This window comes from Glaciihabitans sp. GrIS 2.15 (assembly GCF_035984695.1).
GTDB lineage: Bacteria > Actinomycetota > Actinomycetes > Actinomycetales > Microbacteriaceae > Lacisediminihabitans.
Genome location: NZ_JAXCHU010000004.1, coordinates 1 through 25,162, shown reverse-complemented (window position 1 = coordinate 25,162; position 25,162 = coordinate 1). Strand labels below are relative to the sequence as shown.

Here is a 25,162-nt window from a genome sequence, read left to right as displayed (position 1 = left end):
CTCACCTGCACAAACCCCGGAAGGCGGTCCCGAAAGGGGCCGCCTTCCGTCGTCCGTGCGGTCTCGGTCATCTCGTGCCTCACTGCGATCCCGCCCGCACAGCCGCCGAAGAATCGGGCCACCTTCCGATCAGTGAGCGAACAGCCGCGTGTTCGCCGCTTCGATTTCGGCGTATTGTTGCCCGGCATGGCCGAGCGCTGTTCCCATAGCGGCGAGAATTTCTTCCACACGCTGTTCGAGACTCTTCCACTCGATCACCGCGCCTTGGAAGGCGGAGGCTGCGGGCCCTGACCAGGACGCCTGCAGATTGGTGAGCTGGCCGTGCAGTGCACCGACCTCGCCTTGAATGCGGCCGATAGTGCTCTTGGCTGCCGATGTCGCGCCAAGTACCGCTTCGCTGTCCACCTGATAGCGGGTCATGTGTACCTCCTCTGGTTCGCGTCCGGGCGCCGTCTGTGCCGGATCGAGAAGTCCGACGCTAGCCGCCGCCGGCCAGGAGGATGCTGGCGTCAGCTGCGCTTGGGGGCAATGGGCGGGGTGTAGCCCTCGGGGAGGAGCGGAACGCTCACGCGGAAGGTTGCACCACCCCCGGGAGTCTCCTGGACAGTCACCTCACCCTTGTGCGACGCGATAATGCCAGAGACGATTGCCAGCCCCAGTCCGCTGCCGCCCGTCTCTCGAGTGCGTGAAGAATCGGCACGCCAGAACCTCTGGAAAATCTTCTCGCGAATCTGCGGAGGAATGCCCTCGCCATGGTCGACGATCTCGAGCACGCCCACCCGGTGTACGCGATCGACCGAGACGATGAGCTCGAGTGGGCTGTCGTCCGGGGTGAATCGCATCGCGTTTCCGATGAGGTTGGTGACCACCTGGCGGATTTTGTTCTCTTCCGCCAGCACCACCGCAGGTTGCTCGACAGCGTCTACTAGCAGCGGCGCAATCTCGATTGGCATGGTGGTCGTCAGTTCACCGCGGGCCTGGCGGCGACGCAGGCGGGCAAGTTGAGCTCCGGCGAAACGAATGGGGCCGGCCGCGGCTGGCGCGCCAACCGAGGCAGCGGGGCTACTGGGGGTGACCGTGACCGGTGGGGCATCCGTCGCCGGTAGGGAGGGGGAATTGGCCACGATGACGCTCACGGTGCGCCGGGGGGCGGATGCCATCGCGTCCAGGGCGGCGTCGTGGGCGATCGGCACAAGGTCGACGGGACCGAGCTGCAGCGGCTTTGCCTCATCGATACGGGCGAGTTCGAGCAGGTCGGAAACCAGTTCGCCCATGCGGATCGCCTCCTTCTCGATGCGTTCCATGGCCTGGGCCACATCCTCTGGCTTCTGCAGCGCGCCCATGCGATAGAGCTCGGCATAGCCTCGAACCGAGACGAGCGGAGTGCGCAACTCGTGGCTCGCATCGCCGACGAACCGGCGCATCTGGTCGATGGTGCGAGCGCGATCGGAGAAGGCTCGGTCGATGCGGTTGAGCATGGTGTTGAGCGAGCGGTTGAGGCGCCCGACCTCGGTGTTCGGGGTGGCGCCCTGCAGTCGCTGGCTGAAGTCGCCGTCCGCAATCGCGGCCGCGGTGGCTTCGACCTCACGCAACGGGGCGAAGGTGGAGGTGACCAGTAGCCGGGTGAGCGCGGCACCGAGCACGATCACCGCGAGCCCGAAGCCAAGGAAGATCACAAGGAACTGGTTGATCAGCCGGTCAGAGCTCACCAGGTCGACGGCCACCACCACGGTGACGTAATCCGCTGAATCGACGATGTTGCGCGGGACGGCCACGACGCGCCACTGGTCGTCGTGCTCTTTGTCCCAGACGGTGAAGGGCACACCGCCGACCTTGATCACCGTGTTGAACGGCATCGGCGGCATGTTGGGAGTCGAGTGCGTCAGGGCGCGGTTGTTACAGAGTTCGTCACCGTTGGTATCGAGCACGGCGAGGTAGTAGTTGTTAATCCCGGGGAGGACGTCACAGGTTTTTGCCCCGGTCTTCGTATAGCCAGGAACGGCCTGCGCGTACTTGGTCATTTTCGTATCGGCGTCGGCGAGAAGGTAGGTGCGCAGCACTGTCATCGTGCCGACGCCCGCCACGAGCAAGCCGAGGGTCACCAAGAGCACGGTGACACCGGTGATCTTGGTGCGGAGGGAGACCCCGCTCCACCAGCCCATGAGTTTGACGTGCATTAGAAACTCAAGATTACGGCGCTCACCCTGAGGGTGTGCCCCATATCGCTGGCTACCGGGGGGATGCTCAGACCCGCGCGGCCTTGAGCATGTAGCCGAAGCCGCGCTTGGTCTGGATTACCGGCTCCTCAGAGTACTGATCGAGCTTGCGGCGAAGGTAGGAAATGTAGCTCTCCACGATGCCGGCGTCGCCATTGAAGTCGTACTCCCACACGTGATCAAGGATCTGGGCCTTGGAGAGCACGCGGTTCGGGTTCAGCATGAGATAGCGGAGCAGCTTGAACTCGGTGGGGCTCAGCTCGATCTGTTCGGATCCGACAGTGACCTCGTGAGTGTCCTGGTCCATCGTCAGTTCGCCGGCGCGGATGATGGCATCTTCCTCATCCTGCATGGTGCGGCGCAGTATCGCCTTGATGCGGGCCACGATCTCGTCCAAGCTGAACGGCTTGGTCACGTAGTCATCACCGCCGACGGTGAGGCCGGTGATCTTGTCTTCGGTGTCATCCTTCGCAGTGAGGAAGAGAATCGGGGAGGTGTACCCGCTCGACCTCAGGCGCTTGGTGACTCCGAAGCCGTTCATGTCCGGCAGCATCACATCGAGAATGATGAGGTCCGGCTCTTCTTCGAGCACCGCAGAAATGGCTTGCGCTCCGTTCCCCACGGCGCGCACCGCAAAACCGGCGAATCGCAGGCTCGTCGTCAGCAGGTCGCGGATATTTGGTTCATCATCAACAATCAGGATTTTCGGGCCATCGCTCATGGCACTAGTATCTGCGCGTTAGCTGTGCATTTCCTGAGCACGGGTCCCGGATGCTTCGCGCCCACGGTTCTCGGCGAGAATGCGGCTTTCCGTGGTTAGTCTGTGAGGGTGAATCGCATTATCGGAAGACGCACCTTCGATTTCGACCGCCAAGTCGCAGTGATGGCGATTATCAACCGCACCCCCGACTCCTTCTACGACAAAGGAGCGACCTTCGCGCTCGATCGGGCGGTGGACGCCGCCCTCGCAGCGGCGGCCAACGGCGCCGACTGGGTAGACATCGGGGGAGTGCCCTTTGGTCGCGGTGATCCGGTGAGCCTCGCCGACGAAATCGACCGCGTAATACCGGTAATCGCCGCCATCAATCACCGCAGCGACGTGGTGATTTCAGTCGACACCACTAACGCGGAGGTCGCACGGCGCAGCATCGAGGCCGGGGCATCCGTCATTAATGACACGAGTGGTTTCTCTGACCCGGAGATGGCGAGTGTCGTGGCGGCGAGCAGCGCCACCCTCGTGATCACCCACAGCAATGGGGTACCGCGCAGTGAGCCGCAGAGCCCGCAATACGACGATGTGACCGGAGAGGTGGTGGCCTATCTGCGCGAGCGGGTCGCGCAGGCGGAGGCTGCCGGTATCCCCCGGGATCGCCTGGTGGTGGACCCCGGACACGATCTCAACAAGAACACCATGCACACCCTGGAGATCACCCGGCGCCTGCAGGAGATCGTGGCGATCGGGTTACCGACGCTCGCTGCGGTGTCGAACAAGGACTTCATCGGCGAATCGATCGATCGTGAGCAGGGGCAGCGTCAGTCGGGCTCCATCGCCGCCGCGGTCATCTGCATCATGAACGGCGCGCGAATCGTGCGGATGCACGACGTTCCCGCGGCGGTCGATGCGGTGCGACTCACCGAAGCCGTACTCGGATTCCGCCAGCCTGCCCATGCGCGACACAACGTCTGATGGCCACTGTGCGCCTAGACAGCGTGTATCCGGTGGCGGCATCCGACCTGGCCGACGATGCTCTCTCTTCGCTCTATGCGCGGGCGGACCGGTCCGAGACCTGGTTGCGGGTCAACTTCGTCTCGAGCGTTGACGGTGCTGCGACGGTCGACGGGGTATCCGGCGGCCTCGGGGACGACGCCGACCATCGGGTCTTCGACCTGCTGCGTGAACTCTGCGATGTCGTGATCGTCGGCGCTGGTACGGTCCGGGCGGAGTCTTACGGTCCGATGCGGCTCCAGCAGCCGTCGGCGGATCGGCGGATTGCCAGGGGGCTGCCGCCGCATCCGGTGTTCGCGATCGTCTCACGCGGTCTCGACCTCGACCCGGCCTCTCGCATCTTCACCGACGCTCCGGTTCGGCCGATCATCATTACGACGGATGCCGCGCCGCGCGATCGCCGAGACAGGCTCGCAGCGGTGGCCGACATCGTGATCGCGGGAGTAGACGAACTCGACCCCGTCGCGATGACGGTTGCCCTCGCCGAGCGAGGCCTCACCCAGCAGCACTGCGAGGGCGGTCCGTCGCTCTTCGGCACGCTCATCGCCGCCGGCGTCGTCGACGAGCTGTGCCTCACGATGAGCCCGCAGCTGGTGGCGGGCGACGCCAAGCGCATCGCCGCCGGGGAACTGGCCCATCCGAGCGAGCTGATTCTCGGGCACGTGCTGGTCTCCGGCAACACCCTGCTGCTGCGCTACGAGGTCGCGCGCTAGCCGCGGCTGCCGCCCGGCCCGGGCGCCGGCCGCCCGCCGCCCGGCGCCCGGGCGACGGTGAGCCGATTTCGGCGCGAAGAGCCGTTTCGCTCCGAGTCATCCCGCCGGAACGGGCTCACTGGCCGCGCCGCTCGAGGATCTGCGACTGCCTCAGGCCGAGATCGCGTCCCCGTCGAGGATTGTGTAGCTGTAGCCCTGCTCGGCGAGGAAGCGCTGGCGGTTCTGGGCGAAGTCCTGGTCAACGGTGTCCCGCGCGACCAGGGTGTAGAAATTGGCGGGGAGCCCACTCTCCTTCGGACGCAGCAGCCTTCCGAGACGCTGGGCCTCCTCCTGGCGTGAACCGAAACTCCCGGAGACCTGGATGGCCACCGTCGCCTCGGGCAGGTCCACTGAGAAGTTTGCGACCTTTGACACCACGAGCAGGGTGATCTCACCCTCGCGGAAGGCTTGATACAGCCGTTCACGCTCCTCGATCGGGGTGGACCCGGTGAGCTTGGGGGCGTCGAGGGTTTCTGCGAGGGTATCGATCTGGTCGAGGTATTGGCCGATCACCAGGATGCGCTCGCCCGCGTGCTTTTTCACGAGATCCCGCACCACCTGCAGCTTCGCCGGGGCGGTTGCGGCGAGCCGGTAACGCTCGTCGTCGGCGGATGCGGCGTACTCGAGTCTCTCCTGCGCGGGCAGGTCGATCCGCACTTCGAAGCACGAGGCGGGGGAGATGAAGCCCTGAGCCTCGATCTCCTTCCAGGGTGCGTCAAACCGTTTTGGACCGATCAGGCTGAAGACGTCGCCCTCGCGACCGTCCTCGCGCACGAGTGTCGCGGTCAGGCCGAGGCGGCGACGGGCCTGCAGCTCGGCGGTGAGTTTGAAGACGGGGGCGGGCAGCAGGTGAACCTCGTCGTAGATCACGAGACCCCAGTCGAGGGCGTCGAGCAGCGCGAGATGGGCGTACTCGCCTTTGCGCTTCGCCGTGAGGATCTGGTAGGTCGCGATGGTGACCGGCTTCACCTCTTTCACCTGCCCGGAATACTCGCCGATCTCATCCTCGGTGAGTGTCGTGCGCTTGAGCAGCTCGGCCCGCCACTGCCGGGCAGAGACGGTATTGGTCACAAGAATCAGTGTCGTGGTCTCGACCCTGGCCATCGCTCCCGCGCCGACGAGTGTCTTGCCCGCGCCGCAGGGCAGCACGACAACACCAGAACCGCCATCCACAAAGCTCGAGATCGCCTGATTCTGGTACTCCCGCAGGTTCCACGCGCTGGTATTGAGGGAGATCGGATGTGGCGTGCCCGGTGTGTATCCGGCAAGATCCTCGGCCGGCCAGCCGAGCTTGACCAACTCCTGCTTCACCTCTCCACGCGCCCAGGGCCGAATCTCGTACCGGTCGATCTCGGTGCCTTTGCCCCGCTGGTCGTCAGGCAAAAAAAGCAGTGGGGCGATGCGCTTGGCCCGCACGATCTCGCTCAGTACCGCGGCATCGCTCGACCTCAGGATGAGCGTGCCGTGCTCGTCGCGCTCGATGACGAGCCGGCCATAACGCCCGACGGTCTCGGCGATATCGATGGACACACTCTGGGGAATCGAAAATTTGGAGTACTTCTCGAGGGTGTCGAGCATGTTCTGAGCGGTGTGGCCGGCGGCACGGGCGTTCCAGAGACCGAGCCGCGTGATGCGGTAGGTGTGTATGTGCTCTGGCGCACGCTCCAGTTCGGCGAAGACGGCGAGGTCATGGCGGGCATCTTCTGCGGCGGGATGCGCGACCTCCAGCAACACGGTACGGTCGCTCTGCACGATCAGGGGTCCAGACAGCGCATCCACCTCGTTAGCCTAGGTCACGTGGGTGGGTGGTCGTCCGTGGTGCCTGGTTCGCGGCATCCGCGGGCCTCGTACGCTGGCGCTGACACCGGCGCTCACTCTCGCGAGGTCGACCCGGTGCGCGGATCAGGCCGCACAGGAAACGCGTCGAACGTGCCGACCCCGCAGTGCGGCGTGTCGGTCGGATGCTCTGATCGGCGAACACGATTACCGCGGCGGCCCCAGCCGCCCATAATCCAGCCGTCCATAATCCAGCCGCCCATAGTCCTGCTGACGAGGACCCTTGCGCGAGTCGAGAAAAGCCCTATTTCGCCGGGGAGATGCCCGCGATGCGCGACAGCGGCAGGGTTCGCTCGATCGCGGCGCGGTTATCTCGACCGCGCAGGCGGCCGCCGGCCACGCTCGTCGGCTCAAGCTGGTAGTCCACCAGTGTGCCGTTCGGCATTGTGACGCTCACGGTGAGGGGCATCTTTGCCTTGATCGCGGCATCCAGCTGGCGGATCAGCCACGCATGACCGGTCTCTTCACCTTCGGGCTCACCGCCGAGGCGCAGGCGTTCGATGAGGGCATCAATCGGGTGCGGTCCGTCCGCGGGAGCTGGTCGGGCGGTGCGCTGCCGCCGCAGGGCCACGATCTCGCCGTCGGCATCCTCCGCAGCTACCGGGTAGCGCGCATCGCTCACCGTCCAGAAGACCACATCAAGGGGGAAGCGACTCTCGGCGCGGTTCCCGGAGGTGCGCTCGAAGCCGAGGGACGACAGGTTCTGGTCGACGACGATCGTGCCGATAAGCAGTTCGTCGTCGGAACGGATGTAGCTGCGGGCATCCGGACGCGGGTCCGTCACGCTGCCTGCCCGCACCTGCCCGTAGCGGCTCGATGCCTCGCCGATGAGGTAGTCGAGAGGCTGCGGGATGCCCGTGAGCGAGATGCTGCCGAGAAACTCGAGGATCGACTCCGCCGTCTCGCCCGAGGCCATCGCCCGATTGACGCTCGAAGTGGAAACGCGGTAGCTGGAGGCCAGGGCGCGACTCTCCACGTCGGCGAGCGACCGTAGCCGGGCATCCACCCGCGGGGTAAGCGGCCCGGGAGCGACCACCGAGAGATCGTGCTGCAGGTAGACCTGCTCGACTTCGGCGGGCAAGAGGGCGGTCATCGCCTCCTCAGCCGGGCGGATGCCGTCGGCGAGCAACAGGGATCCGGGCCCGGTTGGCGCCTGATTGGCCGTGATACCCAGCAGCTCCGCGTCGCGGGTGTAGGCGCCGATGCGCTCGTCCATCCAGTCGCCGCCAGCCGGATACAGCCAGTCGATGTAACCCCGTAGCCCGGAGCCCCACAGAGCGTGTGTGCGCTCGCCAAGCAGCGCGCGGATGTCGATGGGCAGGCGTTCGAACCAGGCCGAGCCGAGCGTGGCCCAGCGGGCGCCCGTTGAGCGCAGCATCCAGGCGCTGCCGTTCTCGGTGATCATCCACGACCCGGTCTGGCGGGCGACAAGTCCGGCGCGCTCGGCGACGGCGAGGAAGACGGCCACCGATTCGAGGTCGACGCTCATCGCGTGGGCGAGCCGCTTGCTGTCGGGGAGGGCGACGCCTCCCTTCGCGAGCTGACGGGCGGGCTCGCGCTCCACTTCCAGGAGAAGCTCAGTGATAGCCGTGATGGCGGCGAAAGCGCGCTCGGCACCGAGCCGGTCGATGAAGCGGTGGTCAACGTCCGGCACCGGTTCTAGAGCGGCAGGGGCGCTCGCCGCCGTGAGGTCGGCGAGTGAGGGGAGGCCGAAGGCCGGCCAGGAGCGCAGCTGGTCGCGCACACTGTCGTACGCGGCGAAGCGGCCCGACTCTTCGTCGAGCAGCAGCAGCCCCGCCACCGCTGCGACGCGATCGGAGACGGATGCTGCGGAGACCTCGCGATCGGAGAGTGCCGACAGCCGCGTGGCGAGATCCGCGGCCGACGGCGGCCCGGCCTCCTCGGTGAGCTGGCCGATCGCGGTGAGCACCGCGAGGGTCTCCCGGTCCCGTCGCGTGAGAATCTGTTGGATCGACGCACGGTCGACGAAGGCCTCGGCGAGGTCGAAGAAGTCCTTGATGCCGGATGGGCTAATGTCCCGAGCCCGCATCGCAGCAGCGATCGCAGCGTCGTCCATCGCGCGGAGGCGCGTCGCCATTGACAGGGTGTCGCTCATGTCTACCCGCCCGTTCCTGTGTCCGGCGGCACCGCCGAATCGCTGCGTATTACTTCTTGGTCGAGCTGGAGTTGCGGGGTACTGAGGCGGCAGCATCGCGGCCGCGACGACGCGCGCTGATGACGAGCAGTGCGATGATCAACAAGAATCCGATCGGCAGCCCTACACCGGGCAGGAGCGCTACCGCCTGCCAGAACCCACCCTGGAACTGGTTGGCTGGCAGGCCGGACGCAGGCGCGATCATTAGGGCGAAAAGCGCCACGATGGACAGGCCGACGATCCCTGCGATCATGAAGGCCAACACGCGTTCGTTACGATGAATGGTCACCGGGGTTTCTTTTGCCACAGTTATAAGGATACGGCCCCCGACTCCCCGTAGTCTTACGGGCATAGCCAAGCGAAAGAGGTACCGCCATGCCCACCGGCAAGGTCAAGTTCTACGATGAAGAAAAGGGCTTCGGCTTTATCAGTTCTGATGACGGCCAGGAAGTTTTCCTGCATGCCTCTGCACTCCCCGCGGGCACGACAGTCAAGGCGGGCGCCAAACTCGAATTCGGTATCGCCGACGGCAAGCGCGGAGCGCAGGCACTCTCGGTGCGCGTGCTGGAGGCACCGCCGAGCCTCGCCAAGCTGAGCCGCAAGCCAGCGGATGACATGTCGATCATCGTCGAGGACCTGGTGAAGCTGCTCGACGGCATCGGTACCAACCTCAAGCGCGGCCGCTACCCCGACGGCAAGCATGGCAAGACGATCGCCGCGATGCTGCGCAAGGTAGCGGACGAACTCGATGCCTGATTCGGTGGCGCCTGATTCGGTGGCACCGGACTCCGACTTCGAGCTCGGTCGTGGCGCCCTGCTCGAGATCACGTCAGCCGAGTCGATCGGTGCCCCCGCTGGATCGATCGACGAGGGCGACGGCGTCACGACGGTCTACTTCGAGACGCTCCTGTCCGGGTACCCCGGATGGCGCTGGACGGCGAGCATCGCCCATGTGCACGAGACCCCCGCGAGCGTGCTCGAGACCGAGTTGACCCCGGGCGATGCCGCCCTGCTCTCTCCGGCCTGGGTGCCGTGGGTCGACCGCCTCGCCGACTACACCGCCGCGCAGGACACCGCGGCGGAGGATGACGAGAGCAACGACGAATTCGACGACGATGAATCGGATGATGACGATGACGAGTCGGACGATGACGATGACGATGACGACGAGAGGGACGACGACGAATCTGACGACGAAGACGACGATGACGACCTCAGCAGTGACGTGCTGCACAGCGGCGATCTCGACGGAGTCGACATCGATGAGTCGGATGACGACGACGACACTGATGACGACTACGTCGACGATGAGCCCGCAGACGAGCACGAGCGCTCGGTCTGAGCACGTAGACAGGTCGCGCGCCGGGGCACCCTACTTCGGTCGTTTGGCCGCATAAACCAGACCGGCGAGTCCCAGCACGATTCCGACGACGCAGGTCGACAGCAGTCCGCTGTTGCCGGAGCCGCTCATCGGTGCGAAGAACAGCACGACCACGATGGTGGCGATCACCCACACGGCGAGACCGATGAGGATGGGCCGGCGGTCATCCGTCTTCACCGGTACCGGATCGGGGCGGCGCTCGGAATCCCTCAGGAACACGCGCATGATCAGCTGTTGCCCACGACGTACTCGATGGAGGACACGAGGGCGCGCACGTCATCCGGTTCGATCGCGGTGAAGGTGGCGACGCGCAACTGGTTGCGGCCGAGTTTGCGGTAGGGCTCCGTGTCGACGATGCCATTGGCGCGCAGGGTCTTCGCGATGCCGGCGGCATCGATCGTGTCGTCGAAGTCGATGGTGACGACCACTTGCGAGCGGTGGTCGGGATTCGTGACGAAGGGGGTTGCGTAGGCGACCGACTCGGCCCAGTCGTACAGCACGGCGGATGATTCCCGGGTGCGGGCATCAGCCCAGCCCAGTCCGCCGTTGTCATTGATCCAGTCGATCTGGTTCTCCATGAGCAGCAGGGTCGAGAGCGCCGGAGTGTTGAGGGTCTGCTTGAGGCGCGAGTTGTCGACGGCGTTCTTCAGGCTCAGGAATTCGGGGATCCAGCGCTCGCTCGCGGCGATTCGCTCCACCCGTTCGATCGCGGTGGGGGAGAACAACCCGAACCAGAGGCCGCCATCCGAGGCGAAGTTTTTTTGCGGTGCGAAGTAATAAACGTCGGCCTGCGCAGCATCGAAGTCGATGCCCCCCGCCGCGCTCGTGGCGTCGACGACCGTGAGTGCACCGTCGTCACCGGCGGCACGGATGACCGGGGCCATGACTCCCGTCGAGGTCTCGTTGTGCGGCCAGGCGTAGACGTCAATGCCGGAGGTGATCTCGATCTCGCTGCGGGTTCCGGCGGGAGCGTCGATCACGATCGGCGCTCTGAGGAACGGTGCGCCTGCAGCCTGGGCAAACTTGGCGCCGAACTCGCCGAAGGTGAGATTCTGGCTGCGCTTCTCGATGAGGGAGAAGGCCGCGGCATCCCAGAAGGCCGTCGATCCGCCGTTGCCGATCACGACCTCGTAGCCGTCGGGAAGGCGGAAGAGCGCAGAGAGGCCGGACTGCACTCGGCCGACGAGGTCTTTCACCGGTGCCTGGCGGTGCGAGGTGCCGAGGATGTTCACTCCGGCGCTCGCGAGATGTGCGAGCTGTTCCGGCCGCACTTTGGACGGGCCGCAGCCGAATCGTCCGTCAGTGGGCAGGAGGGACGAGGGAATGGTCAGAACCGGCATAATTTCGATTCTATTGGCTCGGTTTCGTGCGAGATGCCGGGCGTGCACCGCAGGTTAGGCTTACCTGACAAGCATGCAGCGTTAGGAGGCGACGATGGCCGATCTCATTGACACCACTGAGATGTACCTCCGCACGATCTACGAACTCGAAGAAGAAAACATCTTCCCCCTGCGTGCCCGGATCAGCGAACGCCTCGGCCACTCCGGTCCAACGGTCTCGCAGACGGTCGGCCGCATGGAACGCGATGGACTCGTCGTCGTCGAGGGTGACCGTCACCTCGCCCTTACCGCGGAGGGCCGGAGCAAGGCCATCCAGGTGATGCGCAAGCATCGACTCGCCGAGCGGCTCCTCGCCGATGTGATCGGCCTCGACTGGACCCTCGTTCACGAGGAGGCCTGCCGCTGGGAACACGTGATGAGCGAGTCGGTGGAGCGCCGGATCATCGAGATGCTCGAGCACCCCACGCACTCGCCCTACGGCAACCCGATCCCGGGCCTCGACGAATTCGGTGATCACAGCGCGGGCAAGTTCTCGGACGGTGTGGTGAATATCGTCAACTTCACGCTCGGGGCCGTTGGACCGATCGTCGGCGTCATCCGGCGCCTGGGTGAGCCAGTGCAGTATGAGGTCGAGCTTCTGGAGCAACTGCGTTCCGCTGGCGTGATGCCCGGAGCGAGGGCGAGCTTCTCTGCCTTTGGTTCGTACGTGCGGGTGCAGGCGGACGGTCATGAAGACGGCCTCGAATTACCTAACGAGGTCGCGATTCACGTTTACGTGGGAATCTAACTACGCGTTAACGGTTACTTTCGTGGTGCGTCACGCTTCGGGTTGCGCAGATATTCTGGGTTACGCTGGGATTCTTGCAATTCTGAGAGTCGTTTTCGAGAAAGAGCCAGATGTCGAAATCACGAGCCATCCAATCCGTGGATGCGCGCGCGCTTTTCTACATACGGCACTGCTGTCAGCACCGGGCGGTTTTCTCCGCGCGCAATCATCAGGCACTGTCTCACTGACAGTGCCTTTTTGTTTGCCCCGGCGCCTCACCGCACGCTTTCCCTGACTTCTCCCGGAATCCAAGGTGCATCGAACTGCCTGGAAGCCGTCCAGGCATCGTCGAAAGGATGACAATGCGCACGCTGGTCCTGAATGCGGGCTTCGAGCCCCTCGCCGTTGTGTCGTTCAAGCGAGCGATCGTGCTCGTGATGAACCAGAAGGCGACGATCGTCGCGGCGGATGCCGAGCATCCGGTGTGGGCGGCATCCGGCTCCTACGCCCGCCCCTCTGTCATCCTATTGACACGCTACGTGCGCATCCCGAACAGTCGGCTCATCCCGGTGTCGCGTCGCGGTGTGCTTCGCCGGGACGGGCAGCGCTGTGGATACTGCGGGGGCACGGCCAACACCATCGATCATGTCTTCCCGCGCTCCCGTGGGGGCGCCGACAGCTGGGAGAACCTCGTGGCCTGCTGCTTGCGCTGCAACAACCTGAAGGGCGATCGCACTCCCGCCGAGATGAACTGGACTCTGCGAGTGCGCCCGAAGCCGCCGCACGGCACGGCCTGGCTGGTGCGCGGGGTCGAGCGAGCCGAGGCCGAGTGGGAAGAGTTCCTCGCGCCCGCGGCGTGATTCTGCTGGCCGGTCTCAGCCGCCCGCTTTCTTTTTAGATCTCCCATGGTCCCCTCCCGCCCATGACTATCGACGACGACACCCTGCCCACGCTTCCGAGCGCGCAATTCTCGCTACTCATCGCCCTCCGGCTAAACTTGCGACGCCAGCCTCTGTAGCTCAATGGAAGAGCAGTTCCGTCCTAAGGAAACGGTTGGGGGTTCGAGTCCCTCCAGGGGCACTCAGGTTCCGCGTCAGGTTGTTGTCACGTCGCATCCATTTCTGGGTTTTTCGCACGTAACTCTGGACTAGTCCGACTTTCGCGGGTGCCGATTCCCGTCGTTTCGCTCGCATTTGCTGATACTCCCTGAGCAGCCGCTTTCGGCTCGATGCTTGGTTCAGCGGCCAGCTCGTCGTATGCGCAACTTGAGTTGGGTAAACCCACTCCACGAACTTGGCTGTCTGCCCTCCTAGCTGGAAGCACGGATGGTTCTTTCGTGGTGCTGGTGTTAACAGGCACAGTGCAAGAGCGATTAGACCGCCACGGCTCACAGTGATACTCGGGGTTCTAAGAGGATCCATTCGGACGTCAACGAACGCGACAGTGTGTCGTTTCTTGGGGCACAAATCGCGAGCACTGAGGGCAAGCCTGACTTTTAGAGGATGGCCGCGGTGGCGTGATTGGGCTTTACTGGACGGAACGCGTGAGTCTCGAATCTATGGAAGCAGAGACGATCCAAAACAAGACGAACAGTGTCTCCTTCCAAAAGTGATCACGCCGAGTGGAATCGGCACGTTCGAAGTTTCCCCGAGGCCCCGTGAGCGGGGCGGTGAACGGGACAGCTCATGGGCCAGTCCAGCTCTGCGCCAAGCGCGCCGGCGCTGTGTCATTTGGGAACCATCACCGGGAACTTTCTCGGCCTGAATCCTGTCTTTTCACCAAGAAGAACGCGGCAGAAAATCCGGGACGATTCAGGCTCTGCTGCGCCTGCTCAAGGGTGAGCTCGTCGGGAAGGTTTCGCCACCACCGTTGGGCTGCAGTGTGGTTGTTCTTCTCCACCACCCCTTTCCTGTTCCCCGACCGGGGCCGGCAGGCGACCACGCTGACCGCATGATGTTTGGAGAACGCGGCAAACATCGGCGTCAGGTCAATCGTCCCGGCCTTCAACACAGTGCTCATCCGATCGAACCGCCAAGTGGCCGTCACCCCGCCGAGCAAGCTCAGCAGCAGCGTCATCGCGGCCAACAGATGGGGCAGGTCCATCGATGGGGAGATCACGGCCCGCCAGACGCCGGAGTGCGCCAACGATCCGACGAGGACGAAGGCGCGTTTGGTCGGGAACGCCCACCCGAGTGGGGCGTCGGGCAGCTCGACCCAGTCGAACTGGGTCTCTTCTCCCGCGGGATGTTCGATGATCGCGTTGGGGCGTTTCGTCACATGCGCGCATGCGGTGCACGCCGGGCGCAGCTTGCGATCGCGAACCTGTCGGGTCAACGTCGGATATGACCGCGTGAAGCCCAGTGGCCGCAACTCCTCGAGCAGTGTCGCGGCCCATAAATGCGGATCTTCGGTCAGCCTTGCTGTGACGTAATCGACGAACATGTCGAACGTGTCTGGTTCCGCACGTTCCCGCTGTCCCGGGACCCGATCCCCGGCCAGATAGGCGCGAATCGTTTTACGGTCATGATCAGTGCGGCGAGCGATCTCACTGATTGTCATCCCTTGTCTTTTGAGCGCGTGGATATCCACGTCGTCCTCCTCTGAAAGCATAGGAATAGGGCCTTTCTCGAGCTGGTGTGTGGTCGAAGACCATCAGCATCGAGGAAGGCCCGTTCCTATGAACGGAAGCGACCCGGAGTGGGGAATTTCAGTGAGCAGAACTGGGGAGATTCAGTGAGCGCCGTCAGCCCGTGTTCGGCGATAGAAAGTTGCTCGAGACATTCCAAGAACGCGGGAAACCGTTGTTGCAGTCTCTCCAGCGTCAATGAGTCGACGGGCATTGCGGATTTGGCTGTCGGCGATCCGCTGCGGCCTCCCGTCGAGATCCTTGCCGGCCTCGCGGCGTTTCGCGATGGAGTCGACAACACGCTCGCGCTTGATTTCGTGTTCCATCTGTCCGAGCGCGGCCATGATCGCGAACAGCACAGACCCCATCGGTGTCGCAGTATCAACATCACCGCCGCCGAGGTTGAGCACGCGGAGGCCGGCTCCACGACCGCGAAGCTCTTCAGTGAACGCGAGCATGTTCTGCGTTGACCGACCCAATCGGTCCAGGGTCGTGATGACGAGAGTGTCGCCGTCGTGGAGTGCGTCGAGCGCACGGTCGAACTGGGGCCGTGATGCTCGAGCACCGGAGATTCCGTGGTCGATGTAGAGGTCGTCACGCCGGACGCCTGCGGCGAGGATGTCGGCTTGTTGCCGGTCGGTGGATTGCTGGCGTGTGGATACGCGCGCGTAGCCGATCAGCTTTGGCACTGTGCTCCTAGGGTGTCTCATAACTAACGGTGTGTTCCGCAACCACAACAGGAGGTTATGCGACGTAGTTATAAGACTCGCTGTGCTCGCAGATTCCGACGATTTCAAGGATGCTCAGCTCACGGCAGTGAGACGCCTTGTATGCCTAGGGTTACGACACACGACCAAAATATCTAAGGTTCGCAGACTCATGGCCGAGGCGGTGGAATGAGCGCGCGCTCTTGGATCTCAGCGCTTCGGTTCCAAGCGCGGCTTCATACTCCCAAAGCCTCGGAGATATATGAATAACCGAACCAGACAACCGGGTAGAAAGTAAAAATAACTAAAAAAACATCGGGGCCCATAATCAGACAGGTGACGGCGGTTGGCCGGTGGAATCCCGGATGACCAGAGTCGGCTCGAGCGAGATGCGGCGGGGCAGTTCGCCCTCCACTAGACGCGTCAGTTCGTGGAACGCTTGCGCGCCGGTTTCTATGAAATCCTGATGAATCGTGGTGAGTGTAGGCGTGAAATGCTGCGCGTCGGGAATGTCATCGAATCCGACCACGCTGAAGTCGCGAGGCGCGCAGAGACCTGCATCCGAATACGCGTGCATGACGCCAAGCGCCATCTGATCGTTGGCACAAAAGATCGCGGTCACGCCCACATGCCGCATCAGTTCTTGCCCTGCCCGGTAGCCGCTCGCCGAGCTGAAGTCGCCATGTAGGTGTCGCTCGAGCGACTGGCCTCGCCTGTGCAGGGCGTTTTCGATACCCGTCAGCCTTTCGCCCGCATAGCCCTCATCGGCGGGCCCATCGACAAAGGCGATGCGACGGTGGCCGAGGTCAAGGAGGTGCTCACCAGCGAGTACGCCACCATGTACGCCATCAGTTCCCACACTCGAGATCCCCGCGGCGGGGTTTCGTGACATCTCCACGACAGGAAGGGTTGCGGCGATTTTCTGCGGCGCGGAGTAGCGTTGGGACATCGGCGTCGCGAGAATGATTCCTTCGACGCGTTGACCGAGTAATCGGTCGAATGCTCGGGCGACAGCGTCTTCAGAGGCGTGGCCCGTCTCAGGTTCGAGCACTGTGGCGAAGATCGTTGCGATTCCGGCAGATTCGGCAGATTGTCCGATCCCGAACTGGCTTTGGCTGAGGGACACGTTCATCGGAATGCCCAGGTTGATGACTCCGATTGATTCGGACCTGCTCAACACGAGGCTTCTGGCGATCCGGTTTGGCTGGAAGCTGAGGGCGTCAAGGGCTTCGCGTACTCGGGTGAGGGTCGGCTCCGCGACGTTGTTTTTGCGATTGACGACGCGAGAAACGGTCTGAGCAGAAACCCCCGCCAACCGGGCGACGTCGGCAAGACTCGCGTGTCCGTTTCCCAGTTGGTTCTCCGAGGAGATCAACCTGCTGGTCAAAGCGTCCGTCGCCATATTCCACACTCCGTCCTGATGTCTAAAAAAGACTCTACTCGCTGCGATGGCAGCGCTAACAACAATTTCATTGTTAGCGTTGACATTGCGTTCTATATATGCGCAAGATGACTTACCCAGCTGCATGGCGATCGACTCCAGCTAGCCAAGAGTCGGCACTTCGCCCGCAAAGTGCGCGAGCGATGAACCCTGAAGCATCTATGAGAGGACCCCAATGATGAGGTACAAAAATCTGCGCTTGCTTGGCGTATTCGTCGGCGTCGCAGTGGTGGCGTCCGGACTTCTTTCGGCTTGCAGTACGGGACAAAGCCCGGCGGCCTCGTCGACCTTGAAAGTTCTTGCCTGGAAGGGCGGTGGAACGGAGCCGGCGGGGATTGCTGAGATCAACGCGGCTTTCGAGAAGTCTCACCCTGGAGTGAAGATCGACTTCACTTATATGCCCGCTGGCGACTCGTACACGCAGAAGCTCTCAGCCGAGCTTCTCGCCGGTAATGCGCCGGATGTCTTCATGGGCGACCCAGTGAGCACCAAGACGCTTGCTTCTTCCGGATATCTGGCCGATCTAGGAAAGCAGTCGTGGGCGTCGGACGTGCTTCCGGACCTGAAGTCCTTCACCCAAGGGAGCGACGGGAAGGTCTATGCCGCTCCCACGGAACTGATCGGCATCACCACATACGCGAACATGGATTTGCTCAAGAAGGTCGGCATTACCGAAGTCCCGACTACTCGGTCCACCTTTCTTGACGACATGGCGAAGCTGAAGGGTGCGGGCATCACCCCCCTCTCTCTCCCCGACAAGTCGGCATGGACGGCGGAGTCCACGCTCCAGCAGATCGCCTCTACGCTTGTTTATCGCGACGATCCCAAGTGGGATCAGAAATTCATCGCGGGGAAGACCAGTTTCGTTCGCGATTGGTCTTCGAGCGCGAAGCAGTTGGTGGACTTGGATTCTCTAGGCTACGTAGCTTGGAAGTCGGAGCTTGGCATCGATGAATGGAGTCAGGGCCTTCAGGATTTCAAGGCCGGCAAGAGTGCGTTCTGGGTTCAGGGTGCATGGAACCTGTCTGGCGTTCACCAGGCCGGCATCAATGCGCAGATCTTCCCCTGGCCCGCAGATGATGGCAAGCAAGTCGCGACTCTGTTCGGAGGCGTGATGTGGCAGGTGAACAAGGCTTCCAAGGCCGACACGGTCGCAAAGGAATACGTCGACTACTGGTCTACCGGTCACTCTGCGCCGTTCGTGAATGCGGAGAACGCCATCAGTCCGTTCAAGTCCGTTAGTACTCCGAAGTCGGATGCGACGGCACCTTTCAACGCCGCATACGCTGCGGGTCAGTACCGGATTCTGCCCTACAATACCTGGCTGAATGGCAACGGGGGGCAGCTCGGGCAGGCGGTCCAGGGGATGTTGTTGGGGCAGAGCACACAGCAGCAACTGCTCGCTACTTATGACACGTTGGGCCGCAAAGCACTCACCAGCAAGTAAGCGCCCATGATCGAAGGCGGGAGGTGAGACAACTCACCTCCCGCCGGAAAGAGGAACATCGTTGTTCGCGAACCGAAAGCTCACCGCCATTGGATTTCTTGCCCCGGCGATTGTCATCTACGGGGCGCTGATCATCTATCCCCTGATCCGTGGGGCATATCTCAGCTTGACGGACTCGCGCGGTGGTCCGGTGGCGAATTTCATCGGGCTGCAGAACTTTGCGGAGGCGCTGACCGACCCCCTTGTGCTGGGAGCGTTCAAAAATACGATCATTTACGCGGTCGTCGTTGTCGTGTTTCAGACAGTGTTGGGTGTCGCGCTCGCACGGGCGATATTCAGTCGGCCGAGGTGGCGGCGTCCTCTCAGCATCGTGATGCTGCTGCCGACCCTTGTTGCCCCAGTGCTCGCAGGGTTCATCTTTTCCTACATTTATGCTCCTGATGGGCTTCTCAATCGGACACTCGATGAGGTCGGCCTGGGCGGGTTGAAACATATCTGGCTCGGTGACCCTTCCACGGCGTTAATGTCGGTCGCGGCAGTGAACGTGTGGATGTTCGCTGGCTACTCTGCGGTGATCTTCCTGGCCGGGTACCTATCGATGCCGGGCGACCTCATCGACGCGGCCCAGATGGATGGGGCGGTTGGGTGGAAACGGTTTGCTCTCATTGAATGGCCACTTCTTGCGCCATCGCTGACCGTGAACACGACGCTGTCCCTCATCGGCTCGCTTCGGGTCTTCGAATTTCCGCTGGTACTCACCAACGGTGGTCCGGCTAATTCGACTCAGACCCTATCCCTTGTCATATTCCAGAAAGTGTTCTCCGGCGGCAATCAGTTCGCCTACGCCGTCTCGATCTCAATCCTCTTGTTGTTGACCGTTGTCATCATCACCGCCAGCATCAACAGGGCCCTCCAGCTTCGCGAAAGGCGGATGTCATGAATCTCGTAGCTCACTCATCGAAGAAGCGCGGGGGCACTGGGTCGCGGTCGCGCGTTTCTCCCGCGCGAATCCTTTCCAACATCGGGCTGACCTTCGCCATCGTTGCGCTGATGCTTCCGTTCGTTCTGACGTTGTCAGTCGCGTTCAGACCGGCGAAAGACGTCGCATCGAATGCCATCGCCATCCCCACGCACCTGACGTTCTCGAATATCACCGACACTTTCACCAAGCTGGACTACGGCATTAGCGTATTGAACACGGTCATATTGGTTCTCGGATCCACGGCTCTCACGATCGTGATCGGCGCAATGGCGAGCTATCCGCTCGCGCGCATATCTCGCCCATGGACGAGCGCCGTCTATCGGTCCTTTCTGCTCGGAACATCCATTCCGATTTTCGTGTTGCTCGCCCCTCTGTACTTGCTCATCCGCGACATGGGACTGCTCAATACCCACCTCGGAGTTGTCTTCATCTACACGGCGTTGAACCTGCCGCTGGCGATCTTCTTCTTCACCAGCTTCTTCCGGCAGATCCCCCTCGAGCTGGAGGAGGCAGCGGCCCTCGACGGGGCGGGGCCCCTCCGCAGTTTCTTCTCGATATTGCTTCCCCTGCTTCGGCCTGTCACGGCGACACTCGCGACCTTCATGACGCTGAACATTTGGAACGACCTCCTCATCCCATTCGTGTTTCTTCAGGACACCGGAAGTCGCACAGTGATGGCAAACGCGTACGCGTTGGTGGATCCGAAATCGGTGGAACCGACTGTTCTCTTCCCAGCAGCACTCCTCGGGGTTGCCCCGCTTCTCGTGATATTCCTTCTCCTTCAGCGAAACGTCGTTGAGGGATTGACCTCGGGGGCGGTGAAAGCATGATCGCCGAGCAGCTCACCCGTGAGGGCACGGTACTCGAGTGGGGCAACGGCCTACTTCGTCTCCGGCTGACTCACGGAATGGATCAACCCGTCGTCCTCGAGGACATCATGTGGGGCGTCGCCGACGCCCCCGCGCGAACGCCCAAGCAAACGTTGGTCGAAATCTTGATCCCCAGTCTCGGGTTGACTGACACCCCCAACCGTATGGACAAGACCGCCTTGGGGGCACGCCTTCGGTACCGAGCTCATAGCGAGGAGCGAGACGCGGATACGCTCCGTCTGATCGTCGAGCAACATGATGATGTGATCGGGCTGATCGTCGTCACTGTCTTCGAAACCGTCGAAGGGGCGGCCGCCTTTCGCACCCGGAGCGTTGTCAGCCTTGAACCGGGGCGGCCGGCGATACGAATCGCCGCGGTATCGAGCTTCGCCACCGGCGCGATCCTGTCGGATGACTTGACCAGCTTGAAAATTTGGCGTGCCCGGAGCAGTTGGTCGGCGGAGAACCGCTGGGAGGTCGTGCCCCTTCGGGACCCAGCTGCTCAACTCATAGCCCCTCATGACCCTGCCGAATATCGGCGCGGATTCACATCAGCCACCAGCTTCGGGACGTGGTCGTCCGGCTCTTTCGCGCCCGCTGCGGTTGCCGTGAACTCGGTGCGCGCCCTCGCCTGGCAAGTGGATAGCCCCAGCCCGTGGCGATGGGAAGTGGGGGAGCGAGCCTGGGACCGATCGGCGCTTCCGCGATTTATGGAACCTGAACCGATCGGCCAGATCGTGCGCCGGGACATCGACGACGGTGCCTATTTGGTCGTCAGTGGGCCGACTGACGACTTTCATCAATGGACGCATGCGCTTGTACAAGGAGACGCATTCGAGTCGGTCACGGTGAGCGTCGGCGTCGGGCAGAGCACGGAAGATGCCCTCGCTGGGCTCACTGAAATACGACGCGCCTGGCGTCGAATGCGAGGTGGTGCCGCTGAATATCCGGTTATCTATAACGATTTCATGGGAACTCTCGAGGGAGACCCCACGGAAGAGAAGTTACTCCCTCTCATTGAAAGCGCCGCACGCGTTGGTGCCGACTATTTCTGTATCGACGCCGGATGGGCCGATAACGGTGAGGGTTGGGCTGATTCGGTCGGGGACTGGAACCCTTCCGTCTCCCGCTTTCCGCGCGGGATTTCGACAACCCTGGACGCTATCCGGGCGCGCGGCATGAAACCAGGGCTTTGGTTGGAACCGGAAGTCGTCGGTGAAACGAGTGACGCAGCCATCGAACTTCCCGAGGAGGCTTTTCTCCACCGATTCGGTGGCCGGATCCGCGATCGCGGCCGCTTCTACTTGGATTTCCGGAGTTCCGCCGCTACACGCCATCTCGACCGGGTCTTGGACCGACTGGTCGTCGAGCTCGGAGTCTGCTTTTTCAAGTTCGATTACAACTCCATGCTCTCTCCTGGGCCCGACGGAGATGGCGGCAGCGCTGGCGGTGGATTGTTAGAAAATGCGCGGGCTCACGTAGCTTGGCTCGCCCGGCTTCGGCAGCGTCATCCGGACGTGCTCATCGAAAACTGCGCCTCGGGCGGGATGAGGTCCGACTTCGGGATACTCGAGAACGTACATATCCAGTCGACGTCGGATCAACCAAATCCACTTCTTTACCCGAGCATTGCGGTCGGCGCTCTGGCGCACATCCTGCCCGAGCAAGCCGGCAATTGGTCATATCCCCAAGCGGATATGACCGACGAGATGATCTGTTTTACGATTGCCAACGGTCTTGCGGGGCGTCTTTATTTGGCTGGGGTGCTGAGTCGAATGGATGACCGTCAGCTGGAACTCGTCGCCGCAGGTGTCTCCGTTCATAAGCGTCTGATCAAAATCCAGTCAAGCTCTATTGTCAGGTATCCGACCGGTATGGCTCGGTGGGGCGAACCATGGTCTACCGTCGCTTTCGACAACGCGGAAAGTGGCGAGGTCGTCGTCATGGTTTGGCGCCAGAGTGGTGCAGATCCCGCTGTCGTTCTCGAGATCGGAGTCGATGACGGCGCAACCGTCGAGCAGGTTTTCCCGCCGCCGGAAATCGGTCGTCCGTGGACGGTGGAGTTGAAGAACAGGCGGCTTCTCATCACGGGGTCGGGTGATGAGCCTGCTGCGCGGGTTTATCTCGTGACGAAGACGGTCGGCTGATGCCGTACTTGTTCTCGTACTTTACAACTCAGGATGAATCCCTGCATCTTTCCCTCAGCTGGGATGGCATCGTGTTCGAGCCCGTCGCAGGCGGCGGTTCTATCGTGACCAGTCCGATCGGGGACCGGACTCTCCGCGATCCCTTCATCGGGCGCGCATCCGACGGGCTCTTCCATCTCCTAGCCACAAACGGCTGGGCAAGCACGAGCATTATCCACGCCAGAAGCGCCGACCTTCTCGAGTGGACCGATTTTGAGGCCATCCCTGTGATGTCGAAAATTGCCGGCGCGAAGAATGCCTGGGCGCCTGAGTTCTTCTCTGACCGCGACGGAACGATCAATATCATCTGGTCGTCCTCGGTGCGACTGGAACCCGACGCTGGCGTCGACTGGCTGGCCAGCGAGCAGTACCACTCCATCTGGAGCTGCAAAACGCCCGATTTCCGCTCTTACACCGAATCGACGGTTTACCTTGATCCGGGGTTCTCGTTGATCGACGCGACCGTGTTCAAACGACCCGACTCGTCAGGCTTTTTGGTCGCCAAAGATGAAACTGGAACCAACGAGACACCCCAAGCCCGAAAAGATCTGCTCATCTGGGCACTGAGCCCAGATGGACGGCCGGAAGGAACAGGCGTGCGCTTTGGAAGCCCATCATTTGTCGAAGGCCCCACGGTTTTTGAAAGCGATGGCCGTCTCGTCATACTGTTCGACCCATTCCTCGAGGACGGCTATCAAGCAATGACTTCCGTGGACGGGCGGGATTGGGCGCCTGTCCGGCTGGACTTACCACGAGACGCACGCCACGGATCCGTGACGGTGATTAATGATGCCGAGGCCGCTCGGCTTCATTCAATGAAGGAAAGGTAGACCAATGTCTCAACGGCGAGCAGTACTGATCAAAATCGCGTCGGTAACGACCGCGATTCTCCTCGGCATCACCAAACCCACTCCGGCGTTCGCGGGCACGGGCACGGTGACGACCGCTCCGGTACCCGCGGGCGCAACGTCAAGTAGCGACTTCTCGGTATCAGCCAACGGTCAAAGCGCCGGCGTTTATGGCGCCGGTTCGAATGCCCGGGGCAATACCGCCTCATTTTCTGAGCTCGATTTCGCCAACGGCAACGTGACTGTCTCGATCATCGTAAATTTTGCCTTTAGCTCTTACAAGTTGGTGCTCAACTCGCTTGGACTCGCCTCAACACGTTCCGGCAATACCGCTACATTGAAGCGCGCCGGGTTTTCTGCCGCTCCTATGCGGGGTGCGGCTCTCGGTTGAGGGTCGCGTAGTGGGCTTGCTCGAACTCGGCTGGCGGCACGTAGCCGAGGCTTAAGTGAAGCCTAGGGATTTGAGACGAAGAAGATCTTTGCAGTGGCCCTCTCTAGCTCCGAAAAGCAGCGCTACGACCCTGCCAGCGTAGCTACGCCGGCAGCCTTGTGAGACGAGCTGCTGTGGGCTGGGAACCACAGTGGGAGAAACCGAACTGAGTTGGTCACGTTGCCAACGAACCAGCGCTGTCAGAATGACCCTGTGGACACAGCGTCGTTCGTATTGTCAATCGTTGGGGTCGTTGTCAGCGCTGCGGGCGTGCTCATCGCACTTTTCATCGCGCAACGCCAAGGTAAACAATCAGGCGTGCAACAACAAGTCCTCATTGAAGTCTCCGTCCTCACGCGAGACAACGCTCGTGTGCTGGTCGAGCTCCGTGATCGAACGATTGCTTCAGACCCCTCGATCGACGAGGGTCCGGATGCTGAGCCCGGCGCGGATTTGCCAGCGAATATTGATTCGCTGATCGCCGAGCTCAAAGCACATAACGCAAAACTCGATTTCGAACGCTTGAAGTGGAGGAAGAAGACAACCATTCCACCGACAAGGGGCAACTATGGATGGTTCGTCTACAGCGACACTGATGGCGAACGTTGGTTTGTTCATTCCGGTCGCACCACGTCTGCACGTCCGGCAGTGCCGATGGAGCGCATCGAAGCCTGGGAGCGAAAGACCCTGGGGTTCTCCCCGGCTGATATTCGTCTCGATTATCGCATCGGCACTGGAAAGGGCAGTCATGCCTGGTTTATTGAAACCTACGATGGCCGCAGCTTCAAACTTTCTAAGGGTGGCGCAGGCGTCAGTGGAGTAACCGTCACGCAGGTCGATACCGACTGAGACACACAGCGAACCACCTCGGGTCTGCTGCCTGCAAATACGTTGAGAGCGATCTTCCAACACAACAATCCACCACCGCACGCTCGATTTCGCTAGTCTTGCCGGCTTCTGCGTGCCCCGATTACTTGCCTCGCAACCCATGACTTCCGAGACGGTCTACAGCGTCGAACTGGTGTCGCGTATGACGTACCTGAGCGCGAATTCCTCACGGGGCACCTATACGGGCACCCTGCGCCGAAACGTGCCGTCGATCCCAGTAACGACGGGGGAGTGTCCGTTCAGCGTCCCGCCTGCGGGCGCCATATTTGTCGGAATTCAGATTCGATCTACCTTTCATGGACGCGACGAACGCTTGAATGTCTGAGCTCGCCCGGGCCGATCGTGATCCGCTCTCATTCCCCAGAACGAAAGCGGCATGAAACCCGGGACGGTTCGACGTTCCCGTGGTAGTTGTTGAGTCGGTTCTTTTGACCGAAATCACCATCGACGCCGCAGCCACTATTGCGATAGTGAGTATTTGAGCTTTTGGGGGCCACCGATATTGACGTTCGGGGCCACTGGTCGATCTGGTCAGTAGCGCGGTGTGGGGCCACCGAGTATTTCCG

Annotated in this window: 24 protein-coding genes and 1 tRNA gene; 14 read left to right on the top strand and 11 right to left on the bottom strand. The window is 62.2% G+C overall.

Annotation, left to right across the window (positions count from 1 at the left end):
* Nucleotides 1-129 precede the first annotated feature (129 nt).
* The 3 genes from RCH11_RS06715 to RCH11_RS06705 form a co-directional block, all read right to left on the bottom strand.
* Entirely contained in the window at nt 130-420 is a 291-nt protein-coding gene (locus RCH11_RS06715; protein ID WP_327056229.1) for a WXG100 family type VII secretion target, read from the bottom strand.
* Between the two features lie 89 nt (nt 421-509).
* A complete protein-coding gene (locus RCH11_RS06710) occupies nt 510-2,177 on the bottom strand; it encodes a sensor histidine kinase (RefSeq protein ID WP_327056228.1) in 1,668 nt (555 codons plus the stop codon).
* Between the two features lie 67 nt (nt 2,178-2,244).
* A complete protein-coding gene (locus RCH11_RS06705) occupies nt 2,245-2,937 on the bottom strand; it encodes a response regulator transcription factor (protein WP_327056227.1) in 693 nt (230 codons plus the stop codon).
* Nucleotides 2,938-3,045: 108 nt separating this feature from the next.
* Between RCH11_RS06705 and folP the strand changes: the two genes are divergently transcribed.
* Both folP and RCH11_RS06695 read left to right on the top strand, forming a co-directional pair.
* Nucleotides 3,046-3,903, top strand: coding sequence for a dihydropteroate synthase (gene folP, locus RCH11_RS06700; RefSeq protein WP_327056226.1), 858 nt, complete (start codon nt 3,046-3,048; stop codon nt 3,901-3,903).
* The gene (locus RCH11_RS06695) at nt 3,903-4,655 is read left to right on the top strand and encodes a pyrimidine reductase family protein (RefSeq protein WP_327056225.1); all 753 of its coding nucleotides are present in this window, start codon (nt 3,903-3,905) and stop codon (nt 4,653-4,655) included. The genes folP and RCH11_RS06695 overlap by 1 nt, the downstream gene beginning before the upstream one ends.
* A gap of 150 nt (nt 4,656-4,805) precedes the next feature.
* Here RCH11_RS06695 and RCH11_RS06690 read toward each other — a convergent pair whose 3' ends face one another.
* The 3 genes from RCH11_RS06690 to RCH11_RS06680 form a co-directional block, all read right to left on the bottom strand.
* On the bottom strand, nt 4,806-6,464 hold the full coding sequence (locus tag RCH11_RS06690; RefSeq protein ID WP_327056536.1) for a DNA repair helicase XPB: 1,659 nt from the start codon (nt 6,462-6,464) through the stop codon (nt 4,806-4,808).
* 310 nt (nt 6,465-6,774) lie between these two features.
* Nucleotides 6,775-8,646, bottom strand: a complete 1,872-nt coding sequence (locus RCH11_RS06685) for a helicase-associated domain-containing protein (RefSeq protein ID WP_327056224.1) — start codon at nt 8,644-8,646, stop codon at nt 6,775-6,777.
* A gap of 49 nt (nt 8,647-8,695) precedes the next feature.
* Nucleotides 8,696-8,992: a hypothetical protein gene (locus RCH11_RS06680; RefSeq protein ID WP_327056223.1), complete on the bottom strand. Its 297-nt coding sequence runs from the start codon at nt 8,990-8,992 to the stop codon at nt 8,696-8,698.
* A 68-nt stretch (nt 8,993-9,060) separates the two neighbouring features.
* Here RCH11_RS06680 and RCH11_RS06675 point away from each other — a divergent pair, with 68 nt between their 5' ends.
* Together RCH11_RS06675 and RCH11_RS06670 are read left to right on the top strand one after the other, a co-directional pair.
* Entirely contained in the window at nt 9,061-9,441 is a 381-nt protein-coding gene (locus RCH11_RS06675) for a cold-shock protein (RefSeq protein ID WP_327056222.1), read from the top strand.
* Nucleotides 9,434-10,027, top strand: a complete 594-nt coding sequence (locus RCH11_RS06670; RefSeq protein ID WP_327056221.1) for a DUF3027 domain-containing protein — start codon at nt 9,434-9,436, stop codon at nt 10,025-10,027. The genes RCH11_RS06675 and RCH11_RS06670 overlap by 8 nt, the downstream gene beginning before the upstream one ends.
* Before the next feature lie 30 nt (nt 10,028-10,057).
* On the opposite strand, the gene RCH11_RS06665 is transcribed toward RCH11_RS06670, so the two are convergent.
* Both RCH11_RS06665 and serC read right to left on the bottom strand, forming a co-directional pair.
* On the bottom strand, nt 10,058-10,291 hold the full coding sequence (locus tag RCH11_RS06665; protein ID WP_327056220.1) for a DUF2530 domain-containing protein: 234 nt from the start codon (nt 10,289-10,291) through the stop codon (nt 10,058-10,060).
* A gap of 2 nt (nt 10,292-10,293) precedes the next feature.
* Entirely contained in the window at nt 10,294-11,406 is a 1,113-nt protein-coding gene (gene serC, locus RCH11_RS06660; protein ID WP_327056219.1) for a phosphoserine transaminase, read from the bottom strand.
* 94 nt (nt 11,407-11,500) lie between these two features.
* On the opposite strand from serC, the gene RCH11_RS06655 reads away from it, so the two are divergent.
* From RCH11_RS06655 to RCH11_RS06645, 3 genes are all read left to right on the top strand, one after another.
* Complete coding sequence (locus tag RCH11_RS06655) at nt 11,501-12,193, top strand: metal-dependent transcriptional regulator (RefSeq protein ID WP_327056218.1); 693 nt, start codon at nt 11,501-11,503, stop codon at nt 12,191-12,193.
* Nucleotides 12,194-12,534: 341 nt separating this feature from the next.
* The gene (locus RCH11_RS06650) at nt 12,535-13,032 is read left to right on the top strand and encodes an HNH endonuclease (RefSeq protein ID WP_327056217.1); all 498 of its coding nucleotides are present in this window, start codon (nt 12,535-12,537) and stop codon (nt 13,030-13,032) included.
* 148 nt (nt 13,033-13,180) lie between these two features.
* A tRNA-Arg gene (locus RCH11_RS06645) sits at nt 13,181-13,252 on the top strand.
* A 660-nt stretch (nt 13,253-13,912) separates the two neighbouring features.
* Here RCH11_RS06645 and RCH11_RS06640 read toward each other — a convergent pair.
* The 3 genes from RCH11_RS06640 to RCH11_RS06630 form a co-directional block, all read right to left on the bottom strand.
* Nucleotides 13,913-14,731, bottom strand: coding sequence for a hypothetical protein (locus RCH11_RS06640; protein ID WP_327056216.1), 819 nt, complete (start codon nt 14,729-14,731; stop codon nt 13,913-13,915).
* A gap of 171 nt (nt 14,732-14,902) precedes the next feature.
* Nucleotides 14,903-15,487 carry a recombinase family protein gene (locus RCH11_RS06635; protein WP_327056215.1) on the bottom strand — a complete coding sequence of 195 codons (585 nt, stop codon included), beginning with the start codon at nt 15,485-15,487 and terminating at the stop codon, nt 14,903-14,905.
* Between the two features lie 346 nt (nt 15,488-15,833).
* On the bottom strand, nt 15,834-16,907 hold the full coding sequence (locus RCH11_RS06630) for a LacI family DNA-binding transcriptional regulator (RefSeq protein WP_327056214.1): 1,074 nt from the start codon (nt 16,905-16,907) through the stop codon (nt 15,834-15,836).
* A 238-nt stretch (nt 16,908-17,145) separates the two neighbouring features.
* On the opposite strand from RCH11_RS06630, the gene RCH11_RS06625 reads away from it, so the two are divergent.
* The 7 genes from RCH11_RS06625 (at nt 17,146) to RCH11_RS06595 (ending at nt 24,557) form a co-directional block, all read left to right on the top strand.
* On the top strand, nt 17,146-18,393 hold the full coding sequence (locus RCH11_RS06625) for an ABC transporter substrate-binding protein (protein WP_327056213.1): 1,248 nt from the start codon (nt 17,146-17,148) through the stop codon (nt 18,391-18,393).
* 61 nt (nt 18,394-18,454) lie between these two features.
* On the top strand, nt 18,455-19,333 hold the full coding sequence (locus RCH11_RS06620; protein WP_327056212.1) for a carbohydrate ABC transporter permease: 879 nt from the start codon (nt 18,455-18,457) through the stop codon (nt 19,331-19,333).
* Entirely contained in the window at nt 19,330-20,205 is an 876-nt protein-coding gene (locus RCH11_RS06615) for a carbohydrate ABC transporter permease (protein WP_323513154.1), read from the top strand. The genes RCH11_RS06620 and RCH11_RS06615 overlap by 4 nt, the downstream gene beginning before the upstream one ends.
* On the top strand, nt 20,202-22,391 hold the full coding sequence (locus RCH11_RS06610; RefSeq protein WP_327056211.1) for a glycoside hydrolase family 36 protein: 2,190 nt from the start codon (nt 20,202-20,204) through the stop codon (nt 22,389-22,391). Before RCH11_RS06615 ends, RCH11_RS06610 begins: the two co-directional genes overlap by 4 nt.
* Nucleotides 22,391-23,260 (top strand): family 43 glycosylhydrolase, encoded by an 870-nt coding sequence (locus RCH11_RS06605; protein WP_327056210.1) that lies wholly within the window; start codon nt 22,391-22,393, stop codon nt 23,258-23,260. The genes RCH11_RS06610 and RCH11_RS06605 overlap by 1 nt, the downstream gene beginning before the upstream one ends.
* Nucleotides 23,261-23,264: 4 nt before the next feature.
* Nucleotides 23,265-23,669, top strand: coding sequence for a hypothetical protein (locus RCH11_RS06600; RefSeq protein WP_327056209.1), 405 nt, complete (start codon nt 23,265-23,267; stop codon nt 23,667-23,669).
* Nucleotides 23,670-23,921: 252 nt separating this feature from the next.
* A complete protein-coding gene (locus tag RCH11_RS06595; RefSeq protein WP_327056208.1) occupies nt 23,922-24,557 on the top strand; it encodes a hypothetical protein in 636 nt (211 codons plus the stop codon).
* Nucleotides 24,558-25,162: the final 605 nt, after the last annotated feature.